Genomic DNA, 13,558 nt, shown 5'->3' with positions numbered 1-13,558 from the left:
TTCTTATGATTTTGAAAACCAGTTAAACTCCAGACATCCTCTGAGCTGCATGCGGCTTCTCTGCAAAATCTTCCATAGATTTGTCGTGGAAACATTCAATTCCTGACTTACTTCCGGTGCTTTTTTTTCTTCGATATAATACATTTTCAACAGAATCTTCCATTTGGAGGGCAATTCCTCAATGCACTCTTCAAGTGTTTTATTAAAATCCTTGTTGTCTAAAAGCTCATCCCCTTCTCCTGATACATTCCAGTCATTTAAAACATCATTATTTTTCCATGATCCGGTTTCATCAAAAAAATGATCAAGTCGGATATTGGGTTCCGATTTGTATTTTTTCCGGTAAAAATCGGCCACTTTTCTATTCAGAATAGCCATCAGCCACGTAAGCGCATTACTTTTCCCTTCAAAAGAATCATAAGCAGAATAAGCTGCAAGAAAAACTTCCTGAACCACATCCTGTGCATCTTCTTTATTCGAAAGTACATACAGTGCCCGTTTCAAAAGCGGCCCTGAATACTGTTCTATCCAGCTTTTCAGCTCTTCATCTTTTGTCATTGAAAGTGTTTTGCCTTATCTAAGATCATAGCGAAGGTAGTAAGTTAAGCCGGAAAATGCAAAACAAGATAGATTATTACAAATTATAGCCGTCTCAAACCTCGCAGGTTTTGAAAACCCGTGAGGTTTAGGACACATCCATATCCAAAGCCGGGCACCATTCAAAACATAGCATAAAATTATTACAAATCGCTTAAAAATAGTAAATTTGCATCTTATCAAAATTTGATACTAAAAAAAGCAAAAGCAATACTATGACATCACAAGAGATACGTCAAAAATTTTTAGATTATTTTAAAAGTAAGGAGCATTTAATCGTTCCTTCAGCTCCTATTGTGCTGAAAGACGACCCTACCCTTATGTTTTCCAACTCCGGAATGACGCAGTTCAAGGATTTTTTCCTTGGCTACAAAACCCCTACCGCCCCTAGAATTGCCGATACACAGAAATGTCTGAGAGTTTCAGGGAAGCACAATGACCTGGATGATGTAGGAAGAGATACTTACCACCACACTATGTTTGAAATGTTGGGAAACTGGTCTTTCGGGGATTACTTCAAAAAAGAGGCTATTGCTTTTGCCTGGGAATTACTGACTGAAGTATACGGAATTCCAAAAGAAAATTTATACGTTACCATTTTTGAAGGTGATGCTTCAGAAAATCTGGACAGAGACCAGGACGCTTACGATTTCTGGAAATCTCATATTTCAGAAGACAGAATCATCAACGGAAATAAAAAAGATAACTTCTGGGAAATGGGTGAAAGCGGACCATGCGGACCGTGTTCGGAAATCCATATTGACCTGAGAACTCCTGAAGAAAAAGCAGCAGTTCCGGGAATTTCCCTTGTGAATCAGGACCACCCGCAGGTTGTGGAAGTATGGAACCTGGTTTTCATGGAATTCAACAGAAAGGCAGATAAATCTTTAGAGAAGCTTCCTGCTCAGCACGTAGATACGGGAATGGGCTTTGAGCGTCTTTGTATGGCACTTCAAGGGAAGTCTTCCAACTATGATACGGATGTTTTCACTCCGCTTATTGCTAAAGTTGAGGAACTTTCAGGTAAAAAATATACCGGAATTTTACAAGACGAAAAAGATATTGCCATCCGTGTTGTGGTAGACCACATCAGAGCAGTTTCTTTTGCTATTGCAGACGGACAATTGCCTTCCAACGGAGGTGCGGGATATGTTATCAGAAGAATTTTAAGAAGAGGAATTTCTTATTCTTACCGATTCCTGGATATGAAAGAGCCTTTCCTTTACAAACTGGTAGCTGTACTGCAGGAACAGATGGGAACCTTCTTCCCGGAAATCGAAAAACAGGGAAAACTTGTTGCTGAAGTGATCAAAAGTGAAGAAGATTCTTTCTTAAAAACTATTGAAAACGGTCTGATCAGAGTAGAAAAACTGATCCAGCAGACTATTGCCAATAATCAGAAGGTATTACCAAGTGAAGAAGTTTTTGAACTGTATGATACTTATGGTTTCCCTGATGATTTAACAAGAATTATTGCAGAAGAAAAAGGATTAACAATTGATGAAGCTGGTTTCAAAGCTGAAATGGAGAAACAGAAGCTTCGTTCAAAAGCTGATTCTGCCCAGAAAGTTTACGACTGGGTTACTTTGGAGGAAAGAGATGAAAACTTTGTAGGATACGATCAAATTGAATCCGAAACCTATATCACAAGATACAGAAAGGTAGAAAATAAAGACGGAGAATTTTACCAGGTGGTATTAAGCAGCTCTCCTTTCTATCCTGAAGGAGGTGGACAGGTTGGAGACAAAGGTGTTCTTGAGAATGCGGTTGAAAGCTTTGAAGTGTTGGAAACCAAAAAAGAAAACGGACTAATCATTTCATTGATCAACGGGCTTCCTAAAGATGCCGGTGCTGTTTTCTATGCTAAAGTAAACGCTTCCGAAAGAAAAAATTCTCAGGCTAACCACTCTGTAACTCACCTTCTGCACGAGGCTTTAAGAGAGGTGTTAGGAACTCACGTAGAACAGAAAGGTTCTTATGTTGGTCCTGATTATCTTCGTTTCGACTTCTCTCATTTCAACAAAATGACTGAGGAAGAATTAGCACTTATTGAAGAAAAAGTAAATAAAAAGATCAAAGAAAGTATTGCTTTACAGGAGTTCAGAAATATTCCGATTCAGGAAGCTCTGGATAAAGGAGCAATGGCTTTATTTGGTGAAAAATATGGTGACAGTGTGAGAATGATCCAGTTTGGAAGTTCAAAAGAACTTTGCGGGGGAACTCACGTAAAAAACACCAGCGAAATCGGCCATTTTAAAATCACTTCCGAAGGTTCTGCTGCTGCAGGAATCAGAAGAATTGAGGCTATTTCGGGAGACAAATCTGAGGAGTATTTCAACAATCTTGAAAAACAGATCACTGAACTTTCTCAGTTATTAAAGTCTAAAGATGTGGTAAGATCGATCGAAAAACTGATCGAAGAAAATACTTCATTGAAGGCTGAAGTAGATGCTCTTAAAAAGGAAAAAGCAAAAGGAGAAATCGGAGAATGGAAGAATTCATATGAGCAGAAAGGCAACAAACAGCTTTTAGTAAAGAAAACTTCTCTGGATGCAGGTTCTGTAAAAGACATCGTTTTCCAGCTGAAGAGAGAAATCCCGACTTCAGTAACGATTATTCTTTCTGATGCAGATGGAAAACCAATGATTACCGTTGGAGTTTCTGATGATCTTGCTGCTGATTACCAGGCTGGAGCTATCGTAAAAGACCTTGCTAAAGAAATTCAAGGTGGCGGTGGTGGAAACCCTGGCTTTGCAACAGCTGGTGGTAAAAACCTCGAAGGGTTAGAAAACGCATACCAAAAAGCTTTGAATATCTAAAATAGAAACCTCTATTATAAATTTTAACTCCGGCTGTCTCAAAATTGAGACAGCCGGAGTTGTTTTTAGTGCATATCATATTATTTTAACACAAAGTTTTTTCTATATTACTTTATATTTCAAGTGGCAAAGAATGGAATCAACTTCATTGATTCTGACTAAGCGTGTGTACTATTCTTACTTCTCGCAGATGAAAAAAATTTTGAAAAATTACATAAGCCGGATATAACGCTCATGCTATCATCAATATTTTCGTCCGCAAATGCCTTTTCGATCGAAAAAAGCAGGAAATAAAACTTTTGCGTACTCTGCGCTATACCATACTATTCTTTATTCCTAAGATTTCATCACAGTCTTTTTTATTTATACCCGTTCTAATTATTGATCTTATCTTAACAAACCATTACTTAATCTTAAACTATTTGTTTTATCTTTTTAAAACTCAGTTAATACAAGACCTTTAGTTTTGCCATAATCGAAATTCAAAAAATATAATTATGAAAATAAACAAAACTATTGGAGCGCTGGTCTTTGCTTCTCTTATATTTCAAGGCTGCAATGATGACAACGGTAACTCGGACACTCCTGTCAATGATAAAATCAAACTTGAAAATTTTTCTAAAGAACCCGCTTTCGTTTATGGAATGAAAGATTTTGAAAATTTAAATATAACCACCCTTATTTCCAGTTCTGACGTTCTTCCAGGTTCTCCCGATTTCGTTTTCGGAGGCCAGCCGGACGGAATGGGTCTTATGAAAGATCCAAACTCAGACGGTTACCTGATGATCACCAACCACGAGATCAAACAATCGGTATCAAGAGTCTATTTAGACAAAACTTTTAAGCCTGTAAAAGGAGAATATATCTTAAACGGAACCGGAGGAATGACAAGATTATGCTCCGCTACATTGGCAACCCCGGAAATTCATGGTTTCAGTGCATTCCTTACCGCCGGAGAATCAGGTGAAGAAAGTATGGTACATGCTTTAAACCCTTTGGCACCAGTGTCTCAGGCAACTGATAAATCAAGGGTAAAACCGGCATTAGGAAAGGCTTCTATGGAAAATGCAGTTCCGCTTCCTAAAGATGTTTCTAACGGAAAAACCTATATCATCATTGGTGAAGACCAGTCTTATTCTTCTTCTCACCAGTCTGCAGGACAGTTGATTATGTATGTAGCAGATACACAGGGAGATCTTGATAACGGTAAGTTGTATTCTTTAAAAAGAACCAACAGCAACTATACTGAAACGGATATGACGAAAGGAAGCAGCTACGACGTAGAGTTCGTAGAAATTCCTAACGCTAAAAACCTTACCGGAGCTCAAATCAACCAGAAAAATATTGACAATAATGCGATCCGTTTTTCAAGAGTGGAAGATGTAGATTACAGAAAAGGAGCTGGAAAAGGAAGAGAAATCTACTTTACTGCAACCGGAGAATCTTCTGACGGTGTTAATCCAAAGGCAGGATTAACCATGTGGGGAAGAGTCTACAAGCTTGTTCTGAACGCCAATAATATGCTGACAGGAAAACTGGAAGTGGTGGCTGAAGGTGATTCTAATCCGGGAAATAATCTGATCAATCCTGACAACTTATGTGTAACTGAAAACTTTGTATACATCCAGGAAGACGGAGATTCTTATTACAAAAATGCCAATCACGATTCTTATATCTGGCAGCTAAATATTGCCACCAAACAATACAAACCGTGGCTGAATATGAGGCACAACAGAGGTGACTCTGCATGGCAGACAGCATACAACCAATCCGGAGATCTGCAGAAGTACGGATCATGGGAGTTCGGGGCAATGGTTGATATTTCAGACATCATCGGAATCCCTAATACCTTCTCTGTGAATATCCATTCTCATACATGGCAACTGGATAAATTCAAAAATCCTGACGGTTCCGGAATCAACGCCAACAAAGAAGGCGGACAAATTGTTATCATCAGAAACGTAGAAAAATAGTTTTAATTCCTTCATATCCAATTAAAGTATCAATAGAAAATCTCTGTTGATACTTTTTCATACCTATGAATAAGCATTCAAAATACCCGATACTCCTTTTTCTTTACTGTGCAGCAGCGCTTTTTACCCTTTATTACTGTAAAAACGATAAGCAGCAGCCGATATACGAAGATCTTGGTTCTGTCAAAAACAGGATTATCAAAACCAATGTTGATTTCGAAAAGCAAATTAACGGACTGAAAACTCTGGTTACTAAAAACGCTGATGAAAAGCTTCTTCAGAAAAAATTTCAGGATATCCGAAAAACCTACAAAACAATGGAATGGGCGGTAGAATACTTCCTGCCCCACTCCGCAAGGTTTATCAACGGTCCTGCCCTTCCTGAAATAGAGATGGACGAACATACGGAAATAGAACCCGAAGGGCTTCAGGTTTTGGAAGAAATGTTGTATCCATATGATAAAGGAAATAAAGAAGAAGTAATCCGGATGCTTAATAAGCTCATCAATAAAAGCAATACCATAGAAACCAACTTTCAGGTTATTACTATCAGTAAAGATCAGGTTTTTGATGCCTTAAGACAGGAAGCTTTCAGAATTTCCAGCCTGGGAATTTCAGGTTTTGACACACCCGTTTCAGGAGTATTTTTAGAGGAAATGCCATCTTCTCTGCAAGGAATAAAAGAAACTTTGGAACAGATCTCCACTGATCGTTCGAAAAATAAAGCCTTAAAAAGTCTTGTGGCAGAGATCAGTTCAGCCATTAATGTACTGAAGAAAAACCCCGACAAAAACACATTTGATTATGTCAATTTCATTCCGGATCATCTGAATAGAATCACAGCTCTGATGCTTGATTTTAAAAAGCAGGAGAACATTCCTGATGTTGACGTAACGACCGCTTTAAACAAAAATGCAGCTACATTCTTTAGTAAAAATGCTTTTAATCCTAATGCTTTCACTCCCGGAAAAGAATACGCTTACTCTGAAGAAAAGGCAGCTCTTGGACATCAGCTTTTTAATGATAAAATATTATCCAACAGCAATAACCGAAGCTGTGCAACATGCCATATTCCAGAGAAAGCATTTACAGACGGTCTAGCCAGAGCAATGTCCCTTGAAAATTCAGAACTGGCGAGAAATACACCTTCACTCAACTATGCAGGATATCAGCATGGCCAGTTTTGGGATATGAGAAAGGATGATCTGGAAGGACAAAGCTCAGATGTGATCTCCAATAAAGAAGAAATGCACGGTGACCTGAATATCATTCTTGCCAAAATCAATCATGATAAAAATTATCAGGCCGCATTCAAAAAAATTTATCACTCCCAAAAAACTGAAGTATGGCAGCTTCAGAATGTATTGGCGAGCTATATTCGTTCGCTCGCAAAATTCAATTCAGATTTTGATGAATATATGAGAGGAAATAAATCAGCGATGACAGACAATCAAAAGCGTGGTTTCAATCTTTTTGTGGGAAAAGCCCAGTGTGCCATCTGTCATTTCCTTCCTTTATTCAATGGTACAGTGCCTCCGAATTTCAAAAAAACTGAGCAGGAAATATTGGGTGTAGCAGTAAATGCAGAGAATAAAACATTTGATGCCGATCCGGGAAGAGGAAAATTTCATGAAACAGTTCCTTCTTTGCAGCATTCTTTCAAAACACCAACTCTCCGAAACATTCAAAAAACAGCTCCTTATATGCACAACGGAGGGTACAAAACATTGAAAGAAGTGATGAATTTTTACAACAAAGGTGGTGGAAAAGCTTTTGGATTTAAAGTGGAAAATCAGACTCTTTCTGATGATCCGTTACAACTTACTGATAAAGAAACAGATGATATCATTGAATTCATGAAAGCGCTCAATGATCAATAAAAGACGATTCTAAAACACAAAACAACGAAAAACCACAAAACTCCTGAATCTTAATTGCTAAGGAGTTTTTTTATTTGAAAATTCCTTTAAAATACAGAAAGACTATCTGATCATTTTTTCATTTGTCTTTGTCTTTACAAAGTCCATGAAAACATTAGATTAAATCAATGTTATACTCTGTTAAAAACTTTTCTACAAGAATAAATATCATTATTTTTGACGTAGTTTTTTACATGAAAAGGGGTTTACTGTTACTATTTTTTCTGATCTGCTTTTTGGGGTATTCACAATCAAAAATTAAGGTTGTGGATGACGCCAGTCAAAAGCCTGTCTATAAAGCAAAGGTATCCTGTGACAATACAGTTATCGGATACACCAATGAACAGGGTATTCTGGAGTTTAAAACAGGATGTAAAAATATTGATATTGATGCAGATTCTTATCAGAGAGAAACTATCACAGTTGAGAGCAGCATGGAAGTTTCCCTGCTTAAAAAAACATCAAAGACAACCAATATTGAAGCTGTAGTTATTGAGGATAAAAGTGACCCCAGAGCTCTGGAAATTCTTAAAAAAGTCAATAAATTATTCAAAGAAAACTCACCCAAAAGTTTAGGTTCCTATTCTTACAAATCCTACGAAAAAATCTCTCTTGATATTGATGAGGACAGTCTTTCGCAGTTTAATCAGTATTTTAATGATTTAAATATTTTCAAGAAAAAAAGGGAAAAAGACTCGCTGAATAATATCAACGCAAGAAAAATATTTTCAAAAAGTAAACTCTTCCTTTGGGAAAGAGCTCAGGAGTTTTTGTACTCCAAAAAGTATGGTGAAAAGATCAATATTCTGGACAACAGAATCTCCGGTCTGAAGCAGCCTATTTACGAAATGATCGCACTCCAGCAAAGTAACAGGGATGTTGTTCCCGAACAGATAAAACCCGAAAACAGAGGACTTTACAGATTCTTTCTTTCAGATACGGTTACCCTTGACGGAAGGAAAAACTTTGTAATCCGCTTCCGTGAGGTAAATTACAAAAAGCCGGACAGAAAACGAAAGTATAACGGTGCTATTTATGTAGACACCGAAACGTACGGAATCAAAAAAATCGAGAATTTCAGTAAAAATAAAAACGAAGGAATTATTACCAGTACCTGGGTATTCTACAATAACAAATGGTTCCTTGCCCATGAAAAAGCCAAGCTTAAAATGGGTAAAATGGCCATGGATGACAAAGTGCATGCCGATGATAAGAAAGACAAAAAAAGCTTTGGGACCTATGCTTTCCTTACCTCAAAATATTTTGATTTCGAATCTCCTATTGAAGAAGATCCAAAGGATTTTAAAGGCTATACTTTCTCGGTAAAAAATATTGACGGTCAATCTCTGGACCGCTACAGGACAGATCCCCTTACCGAAAGGGAACAAAATACCTATAAAACCATCGACAGTTTAGGTAAAAAATATAAAATCGACAGCAAAGCACAGATTTTATCAGGTTTACTGAACGGGCAGATCCGAGTCGGTTCTGTAGACTTTGCTGTGGATGAAATTGTCAATTATAACTCCTATGAAGGTTTCAGATTAGGTTTAAAAGCCAAGCTGAATGAAAATTTCAACCCTTATTTTTCACCCGACTACTATTTTGCATATGGTGTGAAAGACCGAAAATGGAAGTATGGAATGGGGCTTGATATGAAAACCACACTGGAAAAGAATTCCTTTTTCAGATTTGAAGTGTATGATGATGTGACAGCATCCGGAGAATTCAACCGAAAAATGTGGAATTTCAAGATGAGAATGATGAACTTCGGGAATAATTTGAATAATGACCGGTATTTCCACTTTAAAGGAATGTCATTATCTTACCTGAACGATGTCACCAACAGACTTACCGTTGCTCTTGCCGTAAGAAGAAACACAGAAGAAGCTGAATTCGATTATCAGTTCAGAGACCGGGGAACATCTTACAGAAACTTCAATACCCTTTTCACTCTGAAATATTCTCCGAATTCTACCAATATTATGACCCCTCAGGGAAAATCTCTGATTGATCAGAAATATCCTGAACTATATTTTAATTATGAGCAGAGTTACAAAATACTGCAGGGGGATTTTAATTATTCCCGTTTTGATGCTTTGTTTGTTCATAATTTCAAAACACCGATCGGGACTACCGGTTTCAGATTGTACGGAGGTCTTGTGCTGGGCGGAGCGCCTATCTGGAAAAACTTTACGATGAACGGACTTGCCTCTCCTGGTAAAGATTTCAATTTTAACCTTACATCTTACCTTGGGTTTGCAACACTGGAAGGCGGAAAATACTATAATGACAGGTTCATAGCGTATTATTTTACGCATAAACTTCCATGGTATCTGAAAAGTTTCGGACACAATGTTTCCAGCTTTGATTTTGTCTTACGAGGAACTATCGGAGATATGAAACATCCGGAATACCACCAGTTTAAATTCAGAAAACTGGATCACCTGTATCAGGAAGTCGGTGTGGAATGGAACAATTTCCTTTCCAGCTATTTTAATCTTGGGGTATTCTACAGAGTGGGTTATTATGCAACGCCTCATTTCAAGGAAAACTTCGCCATTCAGTTTAAGCTGAAGTTTCTCGAGTTTTAATACGCTTTACCATACAAAATCTTTATTTTTGAACCAGAATTCAGAAATATTCAACGATACTATATAAAAAAGAACATGCAGAAAATCGAAATCAAAGCAGAACAGTTTTTTGAATTATTAAAATTAAAAGACACTCCGATGTGGGAAATTTTCTCACAGATGATCGATGGAAATGAAAAGGAAATTATCTTTTTAGACCATGAAGACAAGATCCTTTTTAATTATATTCTACCTTCTACACAGGAAAAACTGGAAGAAGATAGAAAAGAGTTTTCAAAACAGTTTTCAGAGAAACTAGCTGAATTTAATTAAGCAATGCTATGAATAAAAATTATATTTTTTCTCTGTTAAGCCTTTTCCTGTTTACCCTCGGAAATGCTCAGAACTATAAAAAACCTTTAGTTTCTGCTATCAAAGAATCTGATCTCCGCACCGATATGTATCAGCTTGCTGCAGACCAGTTCTGGGGCCGTGAAGCAGGAACTCTGGATGAATTGAAAGTCTCTATGTGGTTGGCTGACAAAGCGAAGGAAGCCGGAATGAAACCAGCCGGAGATAACGGAACTTTTTTCCAGTTTTTTGATATGTACAGGCATCAGGTGATTCCACAAAGCAGTCTGAAAATCGGAGATACCAGTTTGAAATTATGGAAGGATTTTCTGGTTGCAGAACCTGTAAACGCTTCATTAGATGCTGACATAGTGTATGCCGGAAACGCCGAGCCTGAAGAGCTTGCGAAATTGAATATCAAAGGAAAAGTTCTTGCTGTAAACGCTTCTGACAAGAATATTTCAAAAGATATGACACTTTTTGTAAGAAGATATCCTGGATTTGTAAGAAATAAATACTACAATAAAGCTTCTGAATTGGGAGCGAAAGCTATTATTTTCATCACTGATGATATTTCTGAACAAAGCTGGGTGGAAGTTCTGCCTCAAATGACAAGAGGAAGCTACGGCGTGGAAGGATTAAGAGAAAAAATCACCAATAATATTCCTGTTTTGTGGATCAAAAGAGAAAATGCTGGCTGGGTAAAAAACAATCCTAAAGCCTCTCTGAACCTGATCACTGAAACTTATAAATATCCATCCGTTAATATTATCGGAAAAATTGATGGTACAGATCCTGTTCTTAAAAATGAATATGTTCTGTTAAGCGGACACCAGGATCATGACGGGATCAGACATCCTGTAAAGAATGACACGATCTACAACGGTGCTGATGATAATGCCAGTACTTGTGTTGCCATGTTAGCAATGGCCAGAGCTTATAAAAAACAGCCGGGAAAAAGAAGTATCCTGTTTGTTTTCCATGGTGCTGAAGAAAGAGGATTGCTGGGTTCAAGATGGCATGCAGCACATCCTGTTGTTCCGAAAGAGAAAATTGTAGCCGTTCTGAATGGTGATATGATCGGAAGAAATGACAATAATGAAGCTGCTCTATTAGGAGGAAATACTCCTCACAAAAATTCTGAAGAGCTGGTAAAAATGGCCGAAGATGCCAACAATGAAAGTACAAAGTTCAAATACCTTAAAGATTGGGATTCTCCAAACCATGCTGAGTATTTCTATTTCAGAAGTGATCATCTTCCGTATGCTAAGATTGGAATTCCTGCAATATTCTTCACAAGTGTACTGCACGATCAGTATCATACTCCACAGGATGAATCAGAAAATATCAATTACAAAAAGCTCTATAAAATGACTGAATGGATGTACAGAACATCCTGGAAAGTGGCTAATGAAACAGAGCGTCCGAAAGTAATTTCGAATTTTTCGCTTGAAAGATAGTCTATAAAAAGAATTATATTTCTTTTGTCTTGAAACAAAGGAAACAAAAATTCAAGACTTAGAAACTTCAGCTAAAAATGAAATCTGTTCTCTAAAAACTCTAAACTCATGCGGAAACAATCTATGTTGAGAATCATGTTTTGTCCCGCACTCAGACAGTAGAGTTTTTTTAACGTTCACAGAATTCATTTTCTTAACGTTTCACTTTCTTATGTCATTTGATATTGCCAGAAACATAAAAGCTTCACAGAGTGTGAAGCTTTTTTTCATCATTGTGTTTTTAGAATCTGAAATACGAAATAATTTAATATTGATTATGATTGGAAACCGTTAATTTTTTTAATTCATCATATTTCTTTTGTCTTGAAACAAAAGAAACAAAAATTCAAGACTTAGAAATTTCAACTAAAAATGAAATCTGTTCTCTAAAAACTCTAAACTCGTGCGGAAACACTCTATGTTGAGAATCATATGTTGTCCCGCACTCAAACAATAGAGTTTTTTTAACGTTCACAGAATTCATTTTCTTAACGCTTCAGTTTCTTATGTCGTTTTTCAATGTCATCAAAAAAATAGGTCTCTTTTTACATCTAAATCCTTTTAAATAAGTAAATTCATCAGAGAAGGATCATTGTTCAGATAGTTGACAAAGAAATCATATTGTTTCATTTTATCAATTAAAGGAATGAAATCTTTGTTTTGCTTCAGAGCAATTCCTACGACTGCTATTCCCTTTTCTTTTGAATTTTTCTGGGTGTATTCAAAATAAGTGATGTCATCATCAGGTCCCAGTACATCCATTACAAAGGTTTTCAATGCTCCGGGACGCTGTGGAAATCTGACCAGAAAATAATGCTTAAGTCCTGCATGAAGCAATGCTTTTTCCTTGATTTCTTCCATACGGGTAATATCATTATTGCTCCCGCTGATAATACACACTACGTTTTTACCTTTTATTTCTTCTCTATATTTTTCCAATACTGCTACTGAAAGTGCTCCCGCCGGTTCTACCACGATAGCATCTTTGTTGTACAGTGACAATATGGTTTCACAGACAAGTCCCTCATCTACTGTAGCCATATCATATAGTACATCTTTACAACGTTCAAAAGTGAGATCTCCCACTTGCTGTACGGCTGCACCGTCTACAAAACGGCTTATTTTTTCGAGAAGAACGGGTTTCCCTTTTTCAAGGGCTTTTTTCATGCTTGCTGCTGCGGATGGTTCTACACCTATAATCTTTGTTTGCGGAGACAACTGCTGAAATACAGTACAGACTCCTGCTGCCAATCCCCCGCCGCCTATCGGAACAAAAAGATAATCAACCACACCTTCTGTCTGTTCCAGAATCTCCAGTGCTGTTGTTGCCTGTCCTTCAATAATTGCCGGATCATCAAAAGGATGGATAAATACGCTGTTATGGTCTTTACAAAACCTCATCGCAGCATCTTTAGATTCATCGAATGTGTCTCCAAATAAAACAACATCAATGTATTCTCCACCGAACATCTTCACTTGTTCAAGCTTTTGTCCGGGAGTTGGCAAAGGCATGAAAATCGTTCCTTTAACCTTCATGGTCTGACATGCAAAAGCAACGCCCTGGGCATGATTTCCGGCGCTGGCACAAACAACACCTTTTGAAAGTTCTTCCTCAGACATGGTGGCCATCTTATTATAGGCTCCTCTTATTTTATAGGATCTAACCCTTTGAAGATCTTCTCTTTTAAAACAAATATTAGACTCATAAATAGCTGACAGATTATTATTCACAGCTAAAGGTGTTTTTACCACTACATCTTTTAATCGTTCCTCCGCTTTATAGACATTTTCTAGAACGGAGGAACTTACTTCCTCTTTCATCATCTG

8 protein-coding genes are annotated in these 13,558 nt (G+C 37.3%); 6 read left to right on the top strand and 2 right to left on the bottom strand.

Annotated features, from left to right (window positions below; all coding sequences use genetic code 11):
- Positions 1–3: 3 nt before the first annotated feature.
- Positions 4–558, bottom strand: coding sequence for a sigma-70 family RNA polymerase sigma factor (locus tag RHP76_RS22360; protein ID WP_311229107.1), 555 nt, complete (start codon positions 556–558; stop codon positions 4–6).
- A 254-nt stretch (positions 559–812) separates the two neighbouring features.
- Here RHP76_RS22360 and alaS point away from each other — a divergent pair, with 254 nt between their 5' ends.
- The 6 genes from alaS to RHP76_RS22330 all read left to right on the top strand — a co-directional run bounded on the left by alaS (position 813) and on the right by RHP76_RS22330 (position 11,692).
- Positions 813–3,416 carry an alanine--tRNA ligase gene (gene alaS / locus RHP76_RS22355; protein ID WP_311229106.1) on the top strand — a complete coding sequence of 868 codons (2,604 nt, stop codon included), beginning with the start codon at positions 813–815 and terminating at the stop codon, positions 3,414–3,416.
- 497 nt (positions 3,417–3,913) lie between these two features.
- The gene (locus RHP76_RS22350) at positions 3,914–5,389 is read left to right on the top strand and encodes a PhoX family protein (protein WP_280212482.1); all 1,476 of its coding nucleotides are present in this window, start codon (positions 3,914–3,916) and stop codon (positions 5,387–5,389) included.
- Positions 5,390–5,454: 65 nt separating this feature from the next.
- Complete coding sequence (locus RHP76_RS22345; RefSeq protein ID WP_311229105.1) at positions 5,455–7,269, top strand: cytochrome-c peroxidase; 1,815 nt, start codon at positions 5,455–5,457, stop codon at positions 7,267–7,269.
- Between the two features lie 305 nt (positions 7,270–7,574).
- Positions 7,575–9,902, top strand: coding sequence for a hypothetical protein (locus tag RHP76_RS22340; RefSeq protein ID WP_311229104.1), 2,328 nt, complete (start codon positions 7,575–7,577; stop codon positions 9,900–9,902).
- 75 nt (positions 9,903–9,977) lie between these two features.
- The gene (locus tag RHP76_RS22335) at positions 9,978–10,214 is read left to right on the top strand and encodes a hypothetical protein (protein ID WP_227943993.1); all 237 of its coding nucleotides are present in this window, start codon (positions 9,978–9,980) and stop codon (positions 10,212–10,214) included.
- Between the two features lie 8 nt (positions 10,215–10,222).
- Positions 10,223–11,692, top strand: coding sequence for a M20/M25/M40 family metallo-hydrolase (locus tag RHP76_RS22330; protein ID WP_311229103.1), 1,470 nt, complete (start codon positions 10,223–10,225; stop codon positions 11,690–11,692).
- A gap of 600 nt (positions 11,693–12,292) precedes the next feature.
- Here the strand turns inward: RHP76_RS22330 and ilvA are convergent.
- Complete coding sequence (gene ilvA / locus RHP76_RS22325) at positions 12,293–13,555, bottom strand: threonine ammonia-lyase (protein ID WP_062671245.1); 1,263 nt, start codon at positions 13,553–13,555, stop codon at positions 12,293–12,295.
- Positions 13,556–13,558 lie beyond the last annotated feature (3 nt).

The organism is Chryseobacterium sp. SG20098 (assembly GCF_031844745.1).
Lineage (GTDB): Bacteria > Bacteroidota > Bacteroidia > Flavobacteriales > Weeksellaceae > Chryseobacterium > Chryseobacterium cucumeris.
This window is presented reverse-complemented; position numbering and strand designations above follow the sequence as displayed.

What these genes read in the sequence shown, in the direction of transcription:
- RHP76_RS22360 (WP_311229107.1), bottom strand. Translation starts at nt 558, where the DNA reads ATGACAAAAGATGAAGAGCTGAAAAGCTGGATAGAACAGTATTCAGGG.
- alaS (WP_311229106.1), top strand. Translation starts at nt 813, where the DNA reads ATGACATCACAAGAGATACGTCAAAAATTTTTAGATTATTTTAAAAGT.
- RHP76_RS22350 (WP_280212482.1), top strand. Translation starts at nt 3,914, where the DNA reads ATGAAAATAAACAAAACTATTGGAGCGCTGGTCTTTGCTTCTCTTATA.
- RHP76_RS22345 (WP_311229105.1), top strand. Translation starts at nt 5,455, where the DNA reads ATGAATAAGCATTCAAAATACCCGATACTCCTTTTTCTTTACTGTGCA.
- RHP76_RS22335 (WP_227943993.1), top strand. Translation starts at nt 9,978, where the DNA reads ATGCAGAAAATCGAAATCAAAGCAGAACAGTTTTTTGAATTATTAAAA.
- RHP76_RS22330 (WP_311229103.1), top strand. Translation starts at nt 10,223, where the DNA reads ATGAATAAAAATTATATTTTTTCTCTGTTAAGCCTTTTCCTGTTTACC.
- ilvA (WP_062671245.1), bottom strand. Translation starts at nt 13,555, where the DNA reads ATGATGAAAGAGGAAGTAAGTTCCTCCGTTCTAGAAAATGTCTATAAA.